The 21,075-nt window shown below is 72.3% G+C and carries 22 protein-coding genes; 14 read left to right on the top strand and 8 right to left on the bottom strand.

Features of this window, described 5'->3' with window-relative positions; translation table 11 throughout:
* Positions 1–6 precede the first annotated feature (6 nt).
* The 4 genes from OG900_31360 (at position 7) to OG900_31375 (ending at position 2,586) form a co-directional block, all read left to right on the top strand.
* Positions 7–1,281, top strand: a complete 1,275-nt coding sequence (locus OG900_31360; GenBank protein WUH94188.1) for an MFS transporter — start codon at positions 7–9, stop codon at positions 1,279–1,281.
* Between the two features lie 42 nt (positions 1,282–1,323).
* Entirely contained in the window at positions 1,324–1,446 is a 123-nt protein-coding gene (locus OG900_31365; protein WUH94189.1) for an SGM_5486 family transporter-associated protein, read from the top strand.
* 226 nt (positions 1,447–1,672) lie between these two features.
* Positions 1,673–1,924: a hypothetical protein gene (locus OG900_31370; protein WUH96096.1), complete on the top strand. Its 252-nt coding sequence runs from the start codon at positions 1,673–1,675 to the stop codon at positions 1,922–1,924.
* A 140-nt stretch (positions 1,925–2,064) separates the two neighbouring features.
* A complete protein-coding gene (locus OG900_31375) occupies positions 2,065–2,586 on the top strand; it encodes a histidine phosphatase family protein (GenBank protein ID WUH94190.1) in 522 nt (173 codons plus the stop codon).
* Positions 2,587–2,592: 6 nt separating this feature from the next.
* Here the strand turns inward: OG900_31375 and serB are convergent, their stop codons facing one another.
* Positions 2,593–3,843: a phosphoserine phosphatase SerB gene (gene serB, locus OG900_31380; GenBank protein WUH94191.1), complete on the bottom strand. Its 1,251-nt coding sequence runs from the start codon at positions 3,841–3,843 to the stop codon at positions 2,593–2,595.
* Between the two features lie 192 nt (positions 3,844–4,035).
* Between serB and OG900_31385 the strand changes: the two genes are divergently transcribed.
* Positions 4,036–6,654, top strand: coding sequence for an FHA domain-containing protein (locus OG900_31385; protein WUH94192.1), 2,619 nt, complete (start codon positions 4,036–4,038; stop codon positions 6,652–6,654).
* A gap of 94 nt (positions 6,655–6,748) precedes the next feature.
* Here OG900_31385 and OG900_31390 read toward each other — a convergent pair whose 3' ends face one another.
* The 3 genes from OG900_31390 to OG900_31400 form a co-directional block, all read right to left on the bottom strand.
* On the bottom strand, positions 6,749–7,585 hold the full coding sequence (locus OG900_31390; protein ID WUH94193.1) for a transglycosylase SLT domain-containing protein: 837 nt from the start codon (positions 7,583–7,585) through the stop codon (positions 6,749–6,751).
* Between the two features lie 267 nt (positions 7,586–7,852).
* Positions 7,853–8,866: an S-adenosylmethionine:tRNA ribosyltransferase-isomerase gene (locus tag OG900_31395; GenBank protein WUH94194.1), complete on the bottom strand. Its 1,014-nt coding sequence runs from the start codon at positions 8,864–8,866 to the stop codon at positions 7,853–7,855.
* A 92-nt stretch (positions 8,867–8,958) separates the two neighbouring features.
* On the bottom strand, positions 8,959–9,702 hold the full coding sequence (locus tag OG900_31400; GenBank protein ID WUH94195.1) for an SDR family oxidoreductase: 744 nt from the start codon (positions 9,700–9,702) through the stop codon (positions 8,959–8,961).
* A gap of 228 nt (positions 9,703–9,930) precedes the next feature.
* On the opposite strand from OG900_31400, the gene OG900_31405 reads away from it, so the two are divergent.
* The 3 genes from OG900_31405 to OG900_31415 all read left to right on the top strand — a co-directional run bounded on the left by OG900_31405 (position 9,931) and on the right by OG900_31415 (position 12,178).
* Positions 9,931–11,085 (top strand): GAF domain-containing sensor histidine kinase, encoded by a 1,155-nt coding sequence (locus OG900_31405; GenBank protein WUH94196.1) that lies wholly within the window; start codon positions 9,931–9,933, stop codon positions 11,083–11,085.
* Positions 11,078–11,725 (top strand): response regulator transcription factor, encoded by a 648-nt coding sequence (locus tag OG900_31410; protein WUH94197.1) that lies wholly within the window; start codon positions 11,078–11,080, stop codon positions 11,723–11,725. Before OG900_31405 ends, OG900_31410 begins: the two co-directional genes overlap by 8 nt.
* Positions 11,726–11,941: 216 nt before the next feature.
* Positions 11,942–12,178: a chaplin gene (locus OG900_31415; GenBank protein ID WUH94198.1), complete on the top strand. Its 237-nt coding sequence runs from the start codon at positions 11,942–11,944 to the stop codon at positions 12,176–12,178.
* Positions 12,179–12,238: 60 nt separating this feature from the next.
* Here the strand turns inward: OG900_31415 and OG900_31420 are convergent, their stop codons facing one another.
* The gene (locus OG900_31420) at positions 12,239–13,030 is read right to left on the bottom strand and encodes a hypothetical protein (protein ID WUH94199.1); all 792 of its coding nucleotides are present in this window, start codon (positions 13,028–13,030) and stop codon (positions 12,239–12,241) included.
* Between the two features lie 124 nt (positions 13,031–13,154).
* Between OG900_31420 and OG900_31425 the strand changes: the two genes are divergently transcribed.
* The 4 genes from OG900_31425 to OG900_31440 all read left to right on the top strand — a co-directional run bounded on the left by OG900_31425 (position 13,155) and on the right by OG900_31440 (position 16,408).
* Complete coding sequence (locus tag OG900_31425) at positions 13,155–13,946, top strand: ABC transporter ATP-binding protein (GenBank protein ID WUH94200.1); 792 nt, start codon at positions 13,155–13,157, stop codon at positions 13,944–13,946.
* 89 nt (positions 13,947–14,035) lie between these two features.
* A complete protein-coding gene (locus tag OG900_31430) occupies positions 14,036–14,458 on the top strand; it encodes an NfeD family protein (protein WUH94201.1) in 423 nt (140 codons plus the stop codon).
* Positions 14,459–14,585: 127 nt separating this feature from the next.
* Entirely contained in the window at positions 14,586–15,542 is a 957-nt protein-coding gene (locus tag OG900_31435; GenBank protein ID WUH94202.1) for an SPFH/Band 7/PHB domain protein, read from the top strand.
* 98 nt (positions 15,543–15,640) lie between these two features.
* Positions 15,641–16,408, top strand: a complete 768-nt coding sequence (locus OG900_31440) for a sulfite exporter TauE/SafE family protein (GenBank protein WUH94203.1) — start codon at positions 15,641–15,643, stop codon at positions 16,406–16,408.
* A gap of 60 nt (positions 16,409–16,468) precedes the next feature.
* On the opposite strand, the gene OG900_31445 is transcribed toward OG900_31440, so the two are convergent.
* The 3 genes from OG900_31445 to OG900_31455 all read right to left on the bottom strand — a co-directional run bounded on the left by OG900_31445 (position 16,469) and on the right by OG900_31455 (position 18,857).
* The gene (locus OG900_31445; GenBank protein ID WUH94204.1) at positions 16,469–16,972 is read right to left on the bottom strand and encodes an HNH endonuclease; all 504 of its coding nucleotides are present in this window, start codon (positions 16,970–16,972) and stop codon (positions 16,469–16,471) included.
* Between the two features lie 477 nt (positions 16,973–17,449).
* Positions 17,450–17,989: a YbhB/YbcL family Raf kinase inhibitor-like protein gene (locus OG900_31450; GenBank protein ID WUH94205.1), complete on the bottom strand. Its 540-nt coding sequence runs from the start codon at positions 17,987–17,989 to the stop codon at positions 17,450–17,452.
* 73 nt (positions 17,990–18,062) lie between these two features.
* A complete protein-coding gene (locus OG900_31455; protein WUH94206.1) occupies positions 18,063–18,857 on the bottom strand; it encodes a sporulation protein in 795 nt (264 codons plus the stop codon).
* A gap of 102 nt (positions 18,858–18,959) precedes the next feature.
* Here OG900_31455 and OG900_31460 point away from each other — a divergent pair, with 102 nt between their 5' ends.
* Positions 18,960–19,595: a DNA-3-methyladenine glycosylase gene (locus OG900_31460; protein WUH94207.1), complete on the top strand. Its 636-nt coding sequence runs from the start codon at positions 18,960–18,962 to the stop codon at positions 19,593–19,595.
* 193 nt (positions 19,596–19,788) lie between these two features.
* Positions 19,789–21,048 carry a tyrosine--tRNA ligase gene (gene tyrS / locus OG900_31465; GenBank protein WUH94208.1) on the top strand — a complete coding sequence of 420 codons (1,260 nt, stop codon included), beginning with the start codon at positions 19,789–19,791 and terminating at the stop codon, positions 21,046–21,048.
* Positions 21,049–21,075: the final 27 nt, after the last annotated feature.

Below are 21,075 nucleotides of genomic sequence, written 5' to 3' on the forward strand. Positions count from 1 at the left end.
GGGTCCATGCGCGATGACGAACTTCTCACCCTCGACCCGCCCACGACCCGGCCGACAGCACCGACGCCCCCGCCCGCTCCCGCCGCGCTGCCGCGCTGGATCCGGGTGCTGGCCGTCGCGGGACTCGTCCTCGCCGCCCTGAACCTGCGCCCCGCGGTCACCAGCCTCGGCCCGCTGATGAAGGAGGTCCGCGACGGCCTCGGAATGAGCGGAGCCATGGCGGGCCTGCTCACCTCGGTCCCCGCCGCGTGCTTCGCGCTGTTCGGCTTCGCCGCGCCCCGGCTCGCCCGCCGCCACGGGCCCGGCGCCGTCGTCTGCTCCGGCATGGCCCTGATCACCGCGGGCCTGCTGCTGCGCCCCTTCGCCGGAGGCACCCCCGCCTTCCTGGCCGCCAGCGCCCTGGCGCTGGCCGGCATCGCGGTCTCCAACGTGCTGATGCCGGTGATCGTCAAGCGCTACTTCCCCGACCGGATGGGCCGGGTCACCGGCGTCTACTCGATGGCCCTGTCGCTGGGCACCGCGGTGGCCGCCGCCGTGTCGGTGCCGCTGACCGACGCCATGGGCCACGGCTGGCGGCTGGGCCTGGGCGTATGGGCGCTGCCCGCGGCGCTCGCCGTGCTGGTCTGGCTGCCGCTGGTGAAGGACCGGTCGTCGGCCCGTACGGCACCCCTGTCGGCGGCGCCGGCCGCGAGCGGCGAGCACGGGCGGATCACCCGCAGCCGTACCGCCTGGATGATGGCCGCCTTCTTCGGCCTCCAGGGCACCGCCGCCTACGTGACCATGGGCTGGATGCCGCAGATATTCCGGGACGCCGGGATCTCCGCCGACAAGGCGGGGCTGCTGCTCGCGGTGACCATGGTCATGGGTGTGCCGCTGTCGTTCGTGCTGCCGCAGGTCGCCGCGCGGATGCGCTCGCAGGGGCCGATCGTGCTGGTGCTCGCGACCTTCCAGGTGGCCGGATTCGCCGGGCTGTGGGCCGCGCCCGCCGCCGCCCCCTGGGTGTGGGCGCTGCTGCTGGGTGTCGCGAACTGCGCCTTCCCGCTGGTCCTGACGATGATCGGGATGCGCTCGCGCACCGGCGCGGGAGTCGTACGCCTGTCGGCCTTCGCGCAGAGCACCGGCTACCTCATCTCGATCCCCGGGCCGATCCTGGTCGGCGCGCTCAACTCGTCGTCCGGCGGCTGGGGCCTGCCGATCGCCCTGATGATCGCCCTGGTCGTCCCCCAGGCGGTGTGCGGGGTGCTGGCCGGCCGCAACCGGTACATCGAGGACGAACTGTGACCCCGGTGCGGCGGCCCGCGACCCCGGTGCCAGACTGGACGCATGCCCGTACTCGAACCGAATCCCCCGCAGCCCCAGCGCCGGCTGCTGATCATGTTCGGCCTGATGATGGGGGTGCCCGCCATCGTCGCGGTCGTCGCCATCATCGCCGCGCGCATGGGATGACCGCGGCCGCGGGCCGGGACCCGCCGCACCGCTGTGAGCTGACCCGCCGTCAGCCGCCTTGGCGCCGACCCCGACCCGGGGGTGGGGACAACCCCACCATCCCTAGGGGGCCAGGGTCAGGGTCAACTGGGTGGACGACCGGATGGGACGCCCCGCCGCGCACCCGTAGCGTCGAAGTGCAGTCGGACGACGGCACTTTCGACGGTTCACCACGGAGGCGGTCAGCGTGACCACACAGTCCCCCCACCTGTACACCCGGCAGGCCGGGACCGGCGCCGAGGCGCCCGCCGCACGCAAGGCGGACGGTGTGCAGACCCGGCTGCCGTGGTGGGCGGTCGCGCTGCCCGCGCTCGCCTTCGCCGCGCTGCTCGCGCTGATCAGCGGCGGCAGCGCCGACGCCTCGACGGCGGTGCCTGGCGGCGACGTGCTGTCCAGGATCGTCACCGCGCTGCCCGACTTCCTTCGTCACGTCCTGTGACCGCCCCGCGACGCCGGTAGTGATCATGCGCGGGCACGCAGCGTGACCGCACCGGCGGGCGCATCCGGTGGAGCCCAGGCAGGACCGGTGATCACGCCCATCCCGCGCCTGACTGCGGGTTTTCTGGAAAGCTGAAAGGCATGACCGTCGATTCGCCCCGCACCATCGTCCTGCTCCGGCACGCCAAGGCCGACTGGCCGGCCGTCCCCGACCACGAGCGGCCACTGGCCGACCGCGGCCGGCTGGACGCCCCGATGGCCGGCCGCCGCCTCGCCGACGACGGCATCGCCCCCGACCTCGTGCTGTGCTCCACCGCCGCCCGTACCCGCGAGACCTGGAAGCTCGCCGCGCACGAACTGCCGCACCGGCCCCGTACGGTCTACGAGGAGCGGCTCTACGACGCGAGCCTGGGCGATCTGCTCGCACTGCTGAGCGAGACCCATGACGAGGTCGGCTCGCTGCTGGTCGTCGCGCACAATCCCGGGGTGCACGCCCTCGCCGGGGCACTCGCGGGCAGCGCGGAAGGCGACGCGCTGGCCCGGCTGAAGAGCGGCGGCTTCCCCACCGCGGCCTTCGCGGTGATCACCTTCACCGGCTCGTGGAAGACCGTCGAGCACGGCGTCGGCCGCCTCACCGTCTTCTGGACCCCGCACGAGGCCTGACGCGGTTCAGGAGGTCGCCACGCCGTCCCGCTCGTCGGCCGCCTCGATCTCCTCGCGGGTGATCCCCAGCAGGTAGAGCACGGCGTCGAGGAAGGGCACGTTCACCGCGGTGTCGGCCGCCTGGCGCACCACCGGCTTGGCGTTGAAGGCGACGCCCAGGCCCGCCGCGTTGAGCATGTCCAGGTCGTTGGCGCCGTCGCCGATCGCCACGGTCTGGCTCAGCGGCACCCCGGCCTGCGCGGCGAAGCTGCGCAGCAGCGCGGCCTTGCCCGCCCGGTCCACGATCGGCCCGACGACCCGGCCGGTGAGCCGCCCGTCGGCGACCTCCAGGGTGTTCGCGGCGGCGAAGTCCAGGCCCAGCCGCTCCCTGAGGTCGTCGGTGACCTGGGTGAAGCCCCCGGAGACCACGCCGACCTGGTAGCCGAGCCGCTTGAGGGTGCGGATCAGGGTCCGCGCGCCCGGGGTCAGCCGCACCTCGGCCCGCACCTTGTCCACCACCGACACGTCCAGGCCGGCCAGCAGCGCCACCCGGGCGTGCAGCGACTGCTCGAAGTCCAGCTCGCCGCGCATCGCGGCGGCGGTGACCTCGGCGACCTGCGCCTCGCACCCGGCGTGCGCGGCGAACAGCTCGATCACCTCGTCCTGGATGACGGTGGAGTCGACGTCCATCACCACCAGCCGCTGCGCCCGGCGTGCCAGCCCGGACGGCACCACCGCGACGTCCACCCCGCGGGCCGCCGCCGCGACGGCGAGCGCCGAGCGCAGGGCCGTCGGCTCCGCGCCGGACACGGCGAACTCCACGGCGGTCACCGGATACTTCGCCAGCCGGAAGATGCGGTCGATGTTGCCGCCGGCGCCGGTGATCACGGCTGTTATGGCCGCCGTCGACTCCGCGGTCAGCGGCCGGCCGAGCACGGTGACATGCGAACGCCCCTCGCCGCGCGGCCGGTTGTCGCCGACCCCGGAGATGATCTCGGCCTGCATCTGCAGGCTCTCGGCCCAGCTGTGCACGGTGGCCCGCAGGTCGCCCTCGGTGCCGGTGCCCGGCGCGGGCGCGGTGACCAGCGCGCACAGCATCATCCGGCCGCGGGTCACCACCTGTTCGATGTCGACGACGTCCACGCCGTAGGCGGCGAGCGTGTCGAAGAGCCCGGCGGTGATGCCCGGGTGGTCCTTGCCGAAGATCTTGACCAGGAGGGTGGGCACGTCCGCTGCGGGAACGGCGGCGGCAGGCGCGGCTTGCGATGCGTCGTTCATGGTCCTGACACGGTATCCGCCCGGCACCGGCGCATGGCCACCCGTCCCGCGTGCCGGACAATCGGGCGGCCCGGGGACTCGGAACGCGTTCGGGAGGGCGCTTTCTGTTACGAGACCGGGGCCTGCGATAGTTCCTCCCGATGTTCGCGATCCCTAGACTCCCCTCATGGGGGACAACACGGGGGACAACCAATGGGGCTTGGGGTGCCTGAACTCGTACTCGAATTGAACGACCGGACCTGGACGCTCGACGCCTCACGGTCCTACAGCCTCGGGCGCGACCCGCAGGCCGATCTCGTCTGCGACGACCCCAGGGTGTCGTGGCGGCATGCCACCATCCGCCGGGGCGACCGCGGTTGGGTGATCGAGGACCAGGGGAGCACCAACGGCACCTTCGTCCACGGGCAGCGGATCCAGCAGACCGAGGTGGGACCCGGCTCCACGGTGAACCTCGGCAATGCCACCGACGGCCCGCGGCTGAGCTTCACCGGCGGCACGCCCGTCGCGGCGTCCGGCGGCGACGTCTACAGCGCGGAGACCGCGCGCGCCCAGCCCCAGCAGCTCTACCAGCAGGCACCGCCCCAGCAGCCCGTGCCGCCGCCCGTGCAGCAGCCGGCCCCGCGCCTGCCGCCGCAGCAGCAGGGCTACCCGCAGTATCAGCAGGCCCAGGCCCCGCACGCGGCCCCGGTCCCGCAGGTGGTGCCGCCGCAGCAGGGCGGCGGCTGGCCCGGACAGCCGCCGGCGCCGCAGGGCGTACCGCAGCAGCAGGCGGGCCCCACGCCAGGACAGGGCGACCGCAGCCCGACGACCTTCCACCAGATCGCGCTGGGCCGGGTCATGCGCATCGGCCGCGCGCGGGAGAACGAACTGGTCGTCGCCGACCTCCAGGTCTCCCGCTACCACGCGGAATTCCGCGCGCATCCCGACGGCCGCCACGAGATCGTCGACCTCGGCAGCCACAACGGCACCTATGTCAACGGCCAGCCGATCCAGCGGCACCTGCTCGGCCCGAACGACATCGTCGGCGTCGGCCACTCCACCTTCCGGCTGGTCGGGGACCGGCTGGAGGAATTCGTCGACACCGGCGCGGTGTCCTTCTCGGCCCGCCGCCTCTCGGTGACCGTCCCGCACGGCAGGACCACCAAGACGATCCTCAGGGACGTCTCCTTCGGGGTGCCGGAGAAGTCGCTGATCGGCGTGATCGGCCCGTCGGGCTCCGGCAAGTCGACGCTGCTGCGCGCGCTGACCGGCTACCGGCCCGCCGACCAGGGCGAGGTGCTGTACGACAACCGGAATCTGTACAAGCAGTTCGCCGAACTGCGGCAGCGCATCGGCCTGGTGCCGCAGGACGACATCCTGCACAAGGAACTCCAGGTCAAGACCGCCCTGCGGTATGCGGCCAAGCTCCGCTTCCCCGGCGACACCGCGTCGGCCGAGCGCGAGGCCAGGATCGACGAGGTGCTGCGCGAGCTGAAGCTCGACATCCACGCCGACAAGCGCATCACCTCGCTGTCGGGCGGCCAGCGCAAGCGCGTCTCGGTGGCCCTCGAACTGCTCACCAAGCCGTCGCTGATCTTCCTGGACGAGCCCACCTCGGGCCTCGACCCCGGCATGGACCGCGACGTGATGAAGCTGCTGCGCGGCCTGGCCGACGACGGCCGCACCGTCCTGGTGGTCACCCACTCGGTGGCCGAACTGGCGCTGTGCGACAAGCTGCTGGTGATGGCCCCCGGCGGCGCCGTCGCCTATTTCGGGCCGCCGGACGAGGCGCTGAATTTCTTCGGCTACGACAACTGGGCCGACGTCTTCTCGGCGTTCGAGACCTACCGCGACTACGACTGGATGGGCCGCTGGCGCGGCTCGCAGCACTACCAGACCTATGCCGCCGACCTGGACGCCGTCGCACCGCAGGCCGCGCCCTACATCCCGCACCAGGTGGCCAAGCCGCCCAAGCCGCAGGCCTGGGGCCCGCAACTGTGGACGCTGGTGCGCCGCTACACCTCGGTGATCGCCTCCGACCGCGGCTTCATCGGCCTGATGCTGATCCTGCCGACCGTGCTCGGCATCGTCAGCCTGCTGATCCCGGCGAGCAGCGGCCTGGGCTACGGGCCCGCCCGCTCGCACGGCCAGAACCGGGACGCCGGCACCATCCTGATGATCATCGCGGTCGGCGCGTGCTTCGCGGGCGCCGCCAACTCCGTGCGCGAGCTGATCAAGGAAAGGGTCATCTACGAGCGCGAGCGTGCCGTCGGCCTGTCGCGCTCGGCGTACCTGATGTCCAAGGTCATCGTGCTCGGCCTGATCACCGCCCTGCAGGGCGCGATCATCTGCGGTATCGGCTTCGTGCCGCGCAGCAGGATGCCCGCCGAGGGCGTCATCCTGCACGGCCAGCCGGCCGTGGAGATGACCCTGGTCATCATGGCCTTCGGCTTCACCTCGATGATGGTCGGCCTGATCATCTCCGCCCTGGTGAAGACCGCGGAGAAGACCATGCCGCTGCTGGTGATGTACTCGATCGTGCAGATCGTCTTCACCGGTGTGCTCTTCCAGATATACGGCAAGCCCGGCATGGAGCAGGTCGCCTGGCTGATGCCGGCCCGCTGGGCGGTCGCCGGCACCGGCGCGACGGCCGACCTCAACACGCTGCTGCCGTGGGACACCAAGCCGCCGATCGACGTGGACGCGCTGTGGAAGCACAGCGCGGGCGTCTGGACGGTCGACGTCCTGATGCTGCTGCTCATGGCGGCGCTGTGCGGTGTCGCCGTCGCCCGGCTGCTGCGCCGGCACGAGCCCGAGGTCATGCGCAAGTAGCCGGCGCAGACGCGGCATGCGAAAAGGGCGGTGGGACTCGTGGTCCCATCGCCCTTTTCGCAGGAGTTGATCGGTTCGCGGATCAGCGCGCCGATCAGTACGCCGAGTTGACGTTGTCCATTCCGCCGTAGACGTGCCAGGCGTAGTTGCACGCGGCGGCGATGTTCGCGACCGGGTTGTAGACGTTCCACGACGTGCCCGACACGTGGTAGGCGTTGAAAGTCGGGTCGATCGTCTGCAGCAGGCCCTTGGAGGGAATGCCGTTCTGGGCGTTGATGTCCCACAGGTTGATCGCGTTCGGGTTGCCGCTCGACTCCCGCATGATGTTGCGGTAAATGCCGTTGTAGGTCGGCACCGGGATGTTGTGCGCGGCCAGCACGGAGCGCGCCTCGCGGATCCAGCCGTCCAGGTTGTCCGGGTAGACGACCGCGGCGACGGGCACGGCGGTGGCGATCTTCTTCGGCGTCGCCTTCGGGGCCGCCACCTTGAGCGCGGTGCGGTGGGTGGAGCGGGTCGCGGCCTGCTTGGCCTTGGCGCGCTCGGCGGCCCGGGCGGCTGCCTTCTTCTTCGCCGCGGCGTCCGCGGCCCTCTTCTCGGCGGCGGCGTGCGCCGCCGCCTTCTTCTTCGCAGCCGCGTCGGCGGCGGCCTTCTTCTGCTGGGCCGCGGTGTCGGCGGCGGCCTTCTTCTTCGCGGCCGCGTCGTCCTGGATGGCCTTCTGCGAGGCGAGCCCCGCCTGGGCGTCCAGGCTCTTCACCTCCTGGCCGGATTCGACCGAGAAACCGGTCGCTTCGCCCTTGGCCTCAGCCGACCCACCGGTCGCCTGGAGACCGGTGACGGCCAGGACAACAGCTGCCGCGGCGGCGGCACCAGCCGCCGTGATCTTGTGCTTCTTGGACAGTCGGCCGATCTTCGGGATCGTGGGGAGCTGCATGGAATGACCTCTTCCGGTTGCGGACCTGAGAATTCTTAGGGCCTCGCAAAACGGGGGTCAATGAAGCCGGCTACGAATCCCATTCGTAGCCGGGACCGGAACGGGATGTCACTTCCCGGCAATAGCCCGAGCTTTGCCGGGGGTCGTATTCCACTACGCTGCTTAGTATGTGACGCAGGTCCTATAGGTCACCTCACACCGCCGCACCCCCGCTGTCGCTTGTGGTGACCGCGGGGGTGCTTTATGTGACGCTTATTGAGGTGCCCTTTACGGCAGCAGGAGATTCACGTCGCCGAACTCGTGCCACAGGTAGCGGTGCTGGAGCGCCTCGGCGTAGACCCGCTCCAGCAGGCGGTCGCCGGACACCGCCCGCAGCATCAGCAGATGCGAGGCCTCCGGCTCGTGCAGCCCGGTCAGCAGGCCGTCCACCGCGCGCACCCCGCGCTCCGGGGTGATCACCAGCTCCGTCCAGCCCCGCGCCGGGCGCACCACCCCGCGCCGGTCCGCCGCCGACTCCAGCGCCCGCACCGCGGTGGTGCCCACCGCGACCACCCGGCCGCCGGCCGCCCGCGCCGCGTTGACCTGCCAGGCCGTCGCCGCGGGCACCGCGTAGGGCTCGGCGTACGGCGGCTCGTAGGCCTCGGCCGAGGCGACCCCGGTGTGCAGCACGATCGGCGCGATCTGCACCCCGCGGCTGACCAGCTCGGTGACCAGTGGCGCCGTGAAGGGCCGGCCCGCGCTCGGCATCTCCGCCGAGCCCGCGCCGTCCGGCGACGCCGTCGCGAAGACCGTCTGGTGGGCGGCGAGCGGCTGGTCCCGCTCGGTGTAGGCGTAGCGGATCGGCCGCCCGTGCCGGTGCAGGTGCCGCACCGGGTCCGCCATCGACGGCGACGCCACCCACAGCCGGTCCCCGCACGGGTCCAGCGGTTCGTCGAGCGCCAGCTGCTCCCCGCCGGCCAGCCTTACCACCGCCCCCGCGGGGCCGCCCGCCCGGCGGACGGTGGAGCCCCGGCCGTCGGGGTCGCGGACCTCGACCACCCAGCGTCCGTCGTCCCGCCGGGTGGAGAAGTGCACCACGACCGGCTCGCCGCCCAGGCTGCCGTCCACCGCCGCGGGCAGCGTCCTGGAGGTGTTCACGACCAGGACGTCGCCGGCCCGCAGCAGCACGGGCAGCTCGCGGAAGGCGTGGTGCGAGACCTCGCCGGCGCCCTGCCGGCCGACCAGCAGCCGCACCCCGTCCCGCCGGGGCGGCGGAGCGGCCGCCAGCGACTCGGCCGGCACATGGAAATCACACAGAATGTCCGTTGCATGGCTTCTATCTGTCATGACTCCTATCCCCCTTGTATAGGGGTCTGTGTTTCGGTCGGCCGCGCTCACCGTCCGCTCCTCAGCGCCGACGCCGTGTAGCGGCCGCTGGCCGCGCCCTCGTCCAGCAGCCGCAGCAGCGCCGGAGCCACCTCCTCGGGCAGCGGGCGCTCCGCGAAGTCCGGGTCGTCGGGCACCGCCGCCGCGTACAGCGCCGTCCGCAGGTCACCCGGATCCACCCACCAGACCCGCAGCCCCGGCTCCTCCACCGCGAGCACCGCCGACAGGTGGTCGAGCGCGGCTTTGCTCGCCCCGTAACCGCCCCAGTCCGGGTACGCCTCCACCGCCGCGTCCGAGCTGACGTTCAGCACCCGGCCGCCCGCGGCCCGCAGCGCGGGAAGCGCCGCCTGAACCAGCGCCAGCGGCGCCGTCACATTGACCTCAAGCGCCGCCCGCAACCCCTCCACCGGCAGCTCCGCCAGCGGCACCAGCGGCTCGGCGCCCAGCGCGCTGGCATTGTTGACCAGCAGGTCCACCCCGCCCAGCTGCTCGGCCGCCGCCACCAGCGCCGCCCGGTGCGCCGGGTCCGTGACATCGCCCGGCACCGCCCGCACCATCGCCGCACCGCCGCCGTCCGAGGCATGCCCGCCGCCACCGGACTCCGCCGCCGTACGCTCCAGGCCGGCCGCCGCCGCCCGCAGCGCCTCCGCGTCCCGCCCGTCGAGCACCAGCCGCCAGCCGCGCCCCGCCAGCTCCGCGGCGAGCGCCCGGCCCAGCCCCCTCGACGCACCTGTGATGATCGCTACCGGCATGATCCCGCCCTCGTTGTCAACCGCCGCCCCGGGCGCCCGAGACGCCCCGGCACGGCCGGGCCGACTGCCCGGCCGTCTCCTGGGCCCCACCGTAGGAACGGGGGCGAGCCGCCCGCCTCGGGCGGCCGCCCTACACCGCGCGGTCACAAGGGCGTAGGTCCCGATACCCAGCGGCGCTCCGACCAGCGGCGCATCCGGACGGCGGCCCGGCGCCGGTACGGTGGAGGCATGCCGAGCAGGCCCCCCAGAGGCGGAATCGAAGCGGTCAGCGCCGCGGTCCTGGCGATGAACCGCCGGCTGGAGGTGCACGAGGTCCTGCAGACCATCGTCGCCTCCGCCCGCGAGCTGCTGGCCGCCGAATACGCGGCGCTCGGCGTGCCCGACGACCACGGCGGCTTCGCCCAGTTCGTGGTGGACGGCGTCAGCGACGAGGAGTGGAAGGCCATCGGCCCGCTGCCCCGGCAGCACGGCATCCTCGCCGCGATGCTGCACGAGGCCACCCCGCAGCGCCTCGACGACGTCCGCGACTTCGCGAGCTTCGCCGGCTGGCCGCGCCGCCACCCGATGATGAAGGCCTTCATCGGCATGCCGGTGATGGACGGCGACGACATCCTCGGCGCCCTCTTCCTGGCCAACAAGCAGTGCCCCACCCGCCCCGAGGCGGGCTCCCACGGCTTCACCCAGGACGACGAGGACCTGCTGCGCATCCTCGCCGACCACGCCGCGATCGCGCTGACCAACGCCCGGCTCTACGAGCGCAGCCGCGAGCTGACACTCGCGGGGGAGCGGGCCAGGATCGCCCACGAGCTGCACGACGCGGTCTCGCAGAAGCTCTTCTCGCTGCGGCTGACCGCGCAGGCCGCCGCCGCCCTGATCGACACCGACCCGGACCGCGCCAAGTGCCAGCTGCGCGAGGTCGCCGGGCTCGCCGCCGAGGCCGCCGACGAGCTGCGGGCCGTCGTGGTCGAGCTGCGCCCCGCCGCCCTGGACGACGACGGCCTGGTCGCGACCCTGCGCACCCAGGCCGCGGTCCTCAACCGGGTCCACTCCGCCGGCGTCACCTTTCAGGCCCGCGACATGCGCGCACTGCCCGCCTCCCAGGAGGAGGCCGTGCTGCGGGTCGCCCAGGAGGCCATGCACAACGCGCTGCGGCACGCCCACGCCGGCACGGTCGCCATCACCCTCGACGGCCACGGCAAAGGCGCGGTGCTGCGGGTCAGCGACGACGGCAGGGGCTTCGACCCCGGCTCCGTCCGGCGCGCGGGACGCCACCTCGGCCTGGTCTCCATGCGGGACAGGGCCGGCGGCGTCGGCGGCCGACTCACCGTGCAATCGGCGCCCGGCAAGGGCACCGTCATCGAGCTGGAGGTGCCGGGTGGCTGAGAAGGTGATCCGTGTCCTGCTGGTGGACGACCACCAGGTCGTACGCCGTGGCCTGCGCACCTTCCTGGAAGTGCAGGGCGACATCGAGGTGGTCGGCGAGGCGGCCGACGGCCAGGAGGGCGTCGACCGCGCCGCGGAGCTGAAGCCCGACGTGATCCTGATGGACGTCAAGATGCCCGGCACCGACGGCATCGAGGCGCTGCGGCTGCTGCGCGACGCGCAGAGCGCCGCCCGCGTGCTGATCGTCACCAGCTTCACCGAGCAGCGCACCGTCGTACCCGCGCTGCGGGCCGGCGCCGCCGGGTACGTCTACAAGGACGTCGACCCGGTCGCGCTCGCCGACGCGATCCGCTCCGTGCACGCCGGGCACGTGCTGCTGCAGCCCGAGGTGGCCGGCGCGCTGCTCTCCCAGGACCAGCCGGGCGGCTCGGGGCAGGGCCGCGGCAACGCCCTGACCGAGCGGGAGCGCGAGGTGCTCACCCTGATCGCCGACGGCCGCTCCAACCGGGAGATCGCCCGCGCGCTGGTGCTGTCGGAGAAGACCGTGAAGACCCACGTGTCGAACATCCTGATGAAGCTGGACCTCGCCGACCGCACCCAGGCCGCCCTGTGGGCGGTGCGCAACGGCGTCGGCGGCTGACCGGCGCACCCGCGGTGTCCGAGCGGCCGACCGGCGCACCCGCGGGGGTACGCCCCTGGGTCGCACCGGGCTCGCACCGGGCTCACGCCGGGCTGAGATTCATACTGTCGGGTGGATGTCGCCCGGCCAACGCATCCCACGGCGCGGTGATCCGTTGCGCAGGGCGTGCCGCGGCGGAAGGCCGCGGCACGCCCTGCAAGGAGGAATTTCGACGTGATGAACCTCAAGAAGGCCGCGACCCTCACCCTCGTGGCGGGCGGCCTGGCGGTCGCCGGCACCGGCGTCGCCGCCGCCGACAGCGGCGCGGACGGCATGGCCGCGAATTCCCCGGGAGTGGCCTCCGGCAACCTGGTGCAGGTCCCGGCGCACGTGCCGGTCAACGTGAGCGGTGACTCCGTCAACGTGATCGGCCTGCTGAACCCGGTCTTCGGCAACTTCGCCGCCAACGGGTGACCGCGGCCACCCGCTGACCGCCGGCCCCGCCCCGTACACCCCTTCCGTACGGCGCGGGGCCTACGGCCGTCGCCGATCCGCCTCCTCCACGTACGCGTTGTACGCCGCGACCTGCGCCCGCCGCGCGGTCCGCTCCACCGGCCGCAGCAGCTCCGCCCTGGCCGCGATCTGCGAGGCGCTCACCGCGGCGCCGTGCCCGTCACCGGCGATCTCCACCAGCGCCGCGACCCGCTGCGCCAGCTCCAGCACCCGCACCGCCCGCGGCGGATAGCCCGGCGCCAGCACCTCCCGGCCCCTGGCCGCCCGCGCGCGGTAGGCCTCGAGCGCCGCGTGCGCCGTCGGCCCGCCCGCACCCGCCACGTCCAGCGCGGCCAGCGCCGCCGTCGCGTCCCGCAGCGCCTCGGCCAGCTCGCGCTCCGCCTCACCCAGCGACGGCACGTCGGCCGGCGGCGCGTCCCGCACCGGCAGGCACCGCCACTCCACCTCCACATGCACATCGCCCGCCGGACCCGCCTCGCTGACCTCGGGCACCAGGCCGAGCGGCAGCGCGCCGACGGTGAGCACCGCCTCGCCCGCCTCCAGCGCGAGGTCGTTGAAGTCCGGCGGCCCGCTCAGGCCCAGCGGATGCCCGGCGACCGGCAGCGCCAGACGCAGCCCGGTCACCCCCAGCGCACGCAGCCGACCGAGGCCCAGAGTCAGTCCGACCGGCCCGTTCTCCCCGGGCAGCGCCGTGATCCGGTGCACCGCGTCCCTGCCCACGATCCGCTGCGCGACGTCATCGGGGGCGGCAAGTCCGGCAAGCAGGGCATTTCCCCACGCGGTCAGCCGCCCTGAACGAGGTTCATCAAGCATGCCCCCAGCCTATGGACTGGACCCGTCGTGCGGTGGCGTAAGTTTTCCCCAGGGGATCCCTCCGGGGACGTGCCCTCCCCGGCACCGCCGGACTGACGAGACTGCAATGGGAGACAACGCGCTCATGAGCGATGTGCTGGAGCTGGTGGACGTATCCGTGGTCCGCGACGGACGGGCTCTGGTGGACCACGTCTCGTGGTCGGTCGCCGAAGGCGAGCGCTGGGTCATCCTCGGGCCGAACGGCGCCGGCAAGACCACCCTGCTCAATGTCGCGTCCAGCTACCTCTTCCCCACCGCCGGCGCCGTCTCCATCCTCGGCGACAAGCTCGGCGGCGTCGACGTCTTCGAACTGCGCCCGCGGATCGGCATGGCCGGCGCCGCGATGGCCGAGAAGATGCCGCGCAGGCAGACCGTCCTGGAGACGGTGCTCACCGCCGCGTACGGCATGACCGCCACCTGGCACGAGGGCTACGAGAAGGTCGACGAGGACCGCGCCCGCGCCTTCCTCGACCGGCTCGGCATGAACGACTTCCTCGACCGGAAGTTCGGCACCCTGTCCGAGGGCGAGCGCAAGCGCACCCTGATCGCCCGCGCGATGATGTCCGACCCCGAGCTGCTGCTGCTCGACGAGCCCGCCGCCGGCCTCGACCTCGGCGGCCGCGAGGATCTCGTACGCCGCCTCGGCCGGCTCGCCCGCGACCCCATCGCGCCCTCCATGATCATGGTCACCCACCATGTCGAGGAGATCGCCCCCGGCTTCACCCACGTCCTGATGATCCGCCAGGGCAAGCTCGTCGCCGCGGGCCCGATCGAGACCGAGCTGACCTCCCGCAACCTGTCCCTGTGCTTCGGCCTCCCGCTGGTCGTCGAGCGCCGCGGCGACCGCTACACGGCCGCCGGACTCCCGCTGTCCTGACCCCGCCGGAGGGCGCCGCCCCGGCTCTTTCCGTCTTTACATCCCTGCGCACTGCCGCAACTGCCGCGTACAGCCCTACGATTGGGCCTGTGGACGCATGGGTGTGGTGGCTGATAGCCGCAGTGGGTCTTGGCATCCCGCTGGTGATCACGGCAATGCCCGAATTCGGCATGTTCGCCGTCGGCGCGGTGGCGGGCGCCGCCGCGGCGGGTCTCGGCGGCGGAGTGGTCGCCCAGGTGATCGCCTTCGTGGTGGTCTCCGTCGCGCTGCTGGTCTTCGTACGCCCGCTCGCCTACCGCAACCGGCAGCACGCGGGACAGCGCAGCGGCATCGACGCCCTCAGGGGCAGGCAGGCCGTGGTCCTGGCGAGGGTCGACGGCGGGTCCGACGGCCGGATCAAACTCGCGGGCGAGGTCTGGTCCGCGCGCTCGCTCGAGGAGGGCCGGGTCTTCGACCCCGGCCAGCAGGTGGACGTCGTGGAGATCGACGGAGCGACAGCCGTCGTGATGTGACAGCGGAACACCCCCTTCCGGGCCGGGAATTCGCCGAACCCCGCCCCCGGCAGGCGGCTGCTCTGCCAAGATCGATCATGTCGGAATACACCGTATTTCCGCAGGCAAACCGGCGCGGGGAGTGGACATGCAGCCCATCATCATCGTCCTGATCATCCTGGTGGTGCTCGTCTTCATCGCGCTGATCAAGACGGTCCAGGTCATTCCGCAGGCCAGCGCGGCGATCGTCGAGCGCTTCGGCCGCTACACCCGCACCCTCAGCGCGGGCCTGAACATCGTCGTGCCGTTCATCGACACCATCCGCAACCGCATCGACCTGCGCGAACAGGTGGTGCCCTTCCCGCCGCAGCCGGTGATCACCCAGGACAACCTGGTGGTCAACATCGACACCGTCATCTATTACCAGGTGACCGACGCGCGGGCCGCGACCTACGAGGTCGCCAGCTACATCCAGGCCATCGAGCAGCTCACCGTCACCACGCTGCGCAACATCATCGGAGGCATGGACCTGGAGCGCACCCTGACATCCCGCGAGGAGATCAACGCGGCCCTGCGCGGCGTCCTGGACGAGGCCACCGGCAAATGGGGCATCCGCGTCAACCGCGTCGAGCTGAAGGCGATCGAGCCGCCCACCTCCATCCAGGACTCGATGGAGAAGCAGATGCGCGCCGACCGCGACAAGCGCGCCGCGATCCTCACCGCCGAGGGCATCAGGCAGTCCCAGATCCTCACCGCCGAGGGCGAGAAGCAGTCCTCCATCCTGCGCGCCGAAGGTGACGCCAAGGCCACCGCGCTGCGCGCCGAGGGCGAGGCGCAGGCGATCCGCACGGTCTTCGAGTCCATCCACGCCGGCGACCCGGACCAGAAGCTGCTCGCCTACCAGTATCTGCAGATGCTGCCGAAGATCGCCGAGGGCGACTCCAACAAGCTCTGGATCATCCCCAGCGAGCTGAACGACGCGCTCAAGGGCCTCGGCGGCATAGTCAACCTGCCCGGCGCCCAGGGCAACGGCGGCAACGGAGGCGGCTCCGGCGTCACCGCACCCGCGCCCCGCCGCGAGGCCGCACCCTTCGACAAGGACTGACCGGAGGACCGACCGAGGGACCGGCCAGGAGGGACCGATCGGGCGCGACCGAGACCCCCCGGGGGTACGGCGCCCCGCTGTGACATGATCACAGGGTTATGTCCCCCGCAGAAGCACTGGCCGTCCTCGCCGCGGGAGTCGGCGCCGGCACCATCAACACGATCGTCGGCTCCGGCACCCTGCTGACCTTCCCGGTCCTGCTCGCCGTCGGCCTGTCTCCGGTCACCGCCAACGTCTCGAACGCCCTCGGCCTGGTCCCCGGATCGATCACCGGCGCCATCGGCTACCGGCGCGAACTCACCGGCCAGCGCGACCGGCTCATCCGGCTGGGCATCGTCGGCCTGCTCGGCGGCGCCACCGGAGCCGTCCTCCTGGTCACCCTGCCCTCGCAGGCCTTCCACGCCATCGTGCCCGTGCTGATCGCCGCCGCCCTGGTGCTGGTCGTCCTGCAACCCCGGCTCTCCCGCGCCGTCCAGGCCCGCCGCGAACGCCTCGGCGCCGCCGCCCCCACCAACGGCGGACCGCTGCTGATCGCCGGGATGTTCCTGGCCAGCGTCTACGGCGGCTATTTCGGCGCCGCCCAGGGCGTGCTCTACCTGTCCCTGATGGGCCTGCTGCTCGACGAGACCCTGCAACGCGTCAACGGCCTGAAGAACGTCCTGGCCGCCATGGTCAACGGCATCGCCGCGGTCTTCTTCATCATCGTCGCCCACATGGACTGGGCCGCCGTCGCCCTCATCGCGGTCGGCGCCACCATCGGCGGGCTCATCGGCGCCCGCGTCGGCCGCCGGCTGCCGCCCGCCGCGCTGCGCGCCCTGATCGTCGTCGTCGGCATCGCCGCCATCCTGCAGCTCACCCTCACCTGAACCGCACGGCCGGACCCGTCACCGGGTCCGGCCGCGTCGACGTCATCCGCGGTCCGCGCCTCAGGCCGGCCGCGCCAGCCACTCCGGCAGCCCGGCCCGCTCCCGTACACCCAGCGCCAGCAGCAGCGCGTCCGCCGGCGTCGGCTCGAACGGCCTGACCAGCAGCCGCATACCCGCCTGCTCCGGCGTACGGTCCGCCTTGCGCTGGTTGTCCTCCGCGCACGCGGCCACCGTGTTCAGCCAGGTGTCACCGCCACCGCGGGACCGCGGCTGCACGTGGTCGACCGTCGTGGCCCGGCGCCCGCAGTACGCGCACCGGTGCCGGTCACGTACCAGCACACCCCGCCGCGACCACGGGGCCCGTTGTCGGAACGGCACCCGCACGTAACGGCACAGCCTGATCACCTGCGGAAGCGGTAGGTCGACGTCGGCCGCACGGATGCGCAGCCCGGGATGCGCCTGCTCCACGACGGCCTTGTCCTGCATCACCAGGACCACCGCACGCCGCAGCGACACCGTCGACAGCGGTTCGAAGCTCGCATTCAGCACCAGCGTGTCGCGCATGCCGCCCACCTCCCGGGTCCGCTCCGCCCCCCTGGCGAAGTGGCTCCACTGTGCCCCCGCGTCCACTCCCGGACAACGCAATTTCCCCCGGGCGGACAGCGGGTGACCGGGGGAGGAGGAACCGGGAAAGAGCAGCGGAAAAGCCGGTGCGCGGCGGGACTGCGGGAGAAGCGGGGAAAGCTCGCGCCCCGGACGCCGGACGTGATGAACGTCCTGGCATCCGGAGCGCGCCGGCCGGCGCGGACCCCCGATCCCCAGACCGGGGTCCGACAGGCGGCGGGTGGCGCGAGGTACCGCCCAGCGCAACGCCCCGCCGCCTCCGCCGAGGCGGTGCCGGCCGGCCCGGCGCCCGCCGCGCCACCCGGGCGCATGACCGGGGGCGTCCGGCAAGCCGGGCAGTCACCACTGTGCGGGGGCCCGCGCCGGGGCGCAACGCATTAACCACCGACCGCGACCGGACCGGTGGACGGGCCCCGCTCAGCCGCCGGCCGGCACCTCGTACTCGGCGATCAGCTGGGCCCGGCCCAGCGTGTGGAAGCGCAGGTTGAAGCCCACGTAAGCCGGCGACGCGTCCGCGTTCGCGTCCAGCTTCTCCTGGTCCACCGCGTAGACCGTGAAGACGTAGCGGTGCGGGCCGTCCCCGGGCGGCGGCGCGGCGCCGCCGAAGTCGCGGGTCCCGTAGTCGTTGCGCGCGTGCACCGCACCGGCCGGCAGCCCGGGGAAGTCCCCGGAGCCCGCGCCCGCCGGCAGCTCCGTCACCGACGCCGGGATGTCGAACAGCACCCAGTGCCAGAAACCGCTGCCGGTCGGCGCGTCAGGGTCGTAGCACGTCACCGCGAAGCTCTTGGTCTCCGCGGGGAAGCCCTCCCACCGCAGCTGCGGCGACACGTTGCCCGCCGCGTACACCTGGTCGTCCCCCAGTACCGCCCCCGCCGCCACGTCGTCGCTCACCACGGTGAACGCCGGCACCGGCGGATGGAAGTCATGGGGGAGCGGTCGCCGCGCTTGCTCGGACACCTGGACACCTCTCGATCGCTGGTCGAACGTGCGAACCGAGCCTATGTCCTGGCGGTCCGCACTCCCCAGCAGGCTAGAACCAGTTCCGCTTGCCGCCGACCTCGGCCAGCCACTGGTGGAGGTAGTTCGCCCAGTCGGTCTGCTCGTACGACTGCATGCCCATCACGAACGAGCGGTACGTGTCGCCCCCGCTGAAGAGCCCCGGCTTCTTGTCCATCTCCATCACGACGTCCATCTCGTGCCCGTCGGAGACGAACGTCAGCTCGACCTCCTTCAGCCCCGGATACTGCGACGGCGAGCGGAACTCGATCTCCTGGTAGAACGGCAGCCGCTGCCGCGTCGACCGCAGATGCCCCTTCTCCAGGTCCGCCCCGTGGAAGCGGAAGCCGAGCCGCCCGAAGGCGTCGAGCAGCGCCTCCTGCGCCGGCAGCGGATGCACGTTCACCGGGTCGAGGTCACCCTTGTCCACCGCCCGAGCGATCTGCAGCTCCGTGGTCACCCCGACGTTCATCCCGGTCAGATGCCGCCCCATGAACATCGTCACCGGCGTCTCCCACGGCACCTCGATCGCGAACCGCACGTTGTGCACCGCGCCCGCCCGCAGCTCGAACTCCCCGCCGATCTGCTGCGTGTGGAACTCGATGTCCTGGTGGTACTCGACGTCGTTGCCCTGCGCGTCCTTCCGCTCCACCTCCACCTTGGCCTGCAGCCCCACCGACAGCCCCTGGATGCGCTGCTCGACCGAACCGCCCTGGATCCGCACCTCCCCCTGGACCACACCGCCCGGCGTCACGTCCGACTGGAACAGCTCGGTCTCCACCGACGCCCCACCCGCACCCAGACTCGCCATCAGCTTCTTGAAGCCCATTACGGACACCCTCCATTGCCGGTTTTTGCACGCTCTTGGCGAACTCTACGAACGCAGCGCGCGTCCGGCTGGTTCCACTGCGCTCCGGTACGCTCGGGCCCCGTGATCACCGCACCCGAGCGGACCCCGCTGGCCCGCGACTTCTTCGACCGGCCGGTCCTGGAGATCGCCCCCGACCTGCTCGGCAGGCTCCTGGTCCGCGCCACGGACGACGGCCCGATCGAGCTGCGGCTCACCGAGGTCGAAGCCTACGACGGGCCCAACGACCCCGGCTCGCACGCCTATCGGGGCCGCACCGACCGCAACGCGGTGATGTTCGGACCGCCGGGACACACCTACGTCTACTTCACCTACGGCATGTGGCACTGCCTGAACCTGGTCTGCGGACCGGTGGGCACCCCCAGCGGGGTGCTGCTGCGCGGCGGAGAGATCACCGCGGGCGCCGACCTGGCCCGGGTCCACCGCCCCACCTCACGCAAGGCCACCGACCTCGCCCAGGGCCCCGCCCGGCTCGCCACCGCGCTGTCCGTCGACCGCGCACTCAACGGGGCAGACGCCTGCTCCGCCGACGGCGGCCCCTTCCGCATCCTCACCGGCACCCCGCCCGCCCCCGCCGCGATCCGCAGCGGACCGCGTACCGGCGTCGGCGGCGAGGGCGCCGCGCACCCCTGGCGCTACTGGATCGACGGCGACCCCACCGTCAGCCCCTACCGCGCGCACGCGCCGCGCAAGCGCTGACGGCGCCGACAAGCCCTCGACGGCGACAAGCCGAGGATGCCGGCAACGCGGATATCGCGGATATCGCGGATAAACCGCAGCGCGGCCGGCAGCCGGGACCGCGTAGGCTCGTCACCGCTGTACACACCCCGGTACGGGCACCTGTACGGGGACCCTGGGCAAGCCGCACCCCTATACAAGGAGACACGGAAACGTGACGGACATCGTCGACGAGCTGCAGTGGCGCGGGCTGATCGCCGTATCCACTGACGAGGACGCACTGCGCAAGGCGTTCGCGGACGGCCCCGTCACGGTCTATTGCGGCTTCGACCCCACCGCGCCCAGCCTGCACCTCGGCAACCTGGTCCAGATCCTCACCATCCGCCGGCTCCAGCTGGCCGGCCACCGCCCGCTGGGCCTGGTCGGCGGGGCCACCGGCCTGATCGGCGACCCCAAGCCCACCGCGGAGCGCACGCTGAACGACCCGGCCGTCGTCGCCGAGTGGGTGGAGCGCGTACGGGCCCAGATCGAGCCCTACCTCTCCTTCGAGGGGCAGAACGCGGCCGTCATGGTCAACAACCTGGACTGGACCTCGGGCCTGTCCGCGATCGAGTTCCTGCGCGACATCGGCAAGCACTTCCGGGTGAACAAGATGATCGCCAAGGAGGCGGTGTCCCGCCGGCTCAACTCCGACCAAGGCATCAGCTACACGGAGTTCAGCTACCAGATCCTGCAGGGCATGGACTTCCTGGAGCTGTACCGGCGCCACGGCTGCACCATGCAGACCGGCGGCAGCGACCAGTGGGGCAACCTCACCGCGGGCATCGACCTCATCCACCGGGTCGAGGGCGCCTCGGTGCACGCGCTGGCCACCCCGCTGATCACCAAGGCGGACGGCACCAAGTTCGGCAAGACCGAGGGCGGCGCGATCTGGCTCGACCCCGAGATGACCACGCCCTACGCCTTCTACCAGTTCTGGCTGAATGCCGACGACCGGGACATCTCGACCTTCGTCCGCATCTTCAGCTTCCGGACGCGCGAGGAGATCGAGGAGCTGGAGCGCTCCACGGCCGAGCGCCCCCAGGCCCGCGCCGCCCAGCGCGCCCTGGCGGAGGAGCTGACCACCCTGGTGCACGGTGCCGACCAGTGCGCCGCCGTGATCGCCGCGTCGAGGGCACTTTTCGGCCAGGGCGATCTCGCCGACCTGGACGAGGCCACCCTGGCGGCCGCGCTCAGCGAGCTGCCGCGCGCACAGGTGGCCGAACTCGCCCCGGTCGCCGACCTGTTGGCCCTGGTCGACCTGGTCCCGAGCAAGTCGGCGGCGCGCCGCACCATCAAGGAGGGCGGCGCGTACCTCAACAACGCCAAGGTGACGAGCGAGGACGAGACCCCGTCCACCAGCGACCTGATCCACGGCCGCTGGCTCGTCCTGCGGCGGGGCAAGCGCAACCTCGGAGCCGTCGAAGTACGGTGACACGGCTGGAAATACACGTTTGAGCGG

Source organism: Streptomyces sp. NBC_00433, assembly GCA_036015235.1.
GTDB lineage: Bacteria > Actinomycetota > Actinomycetes > Streptomycetales > Streptomycetaceae > Actinacidiphila.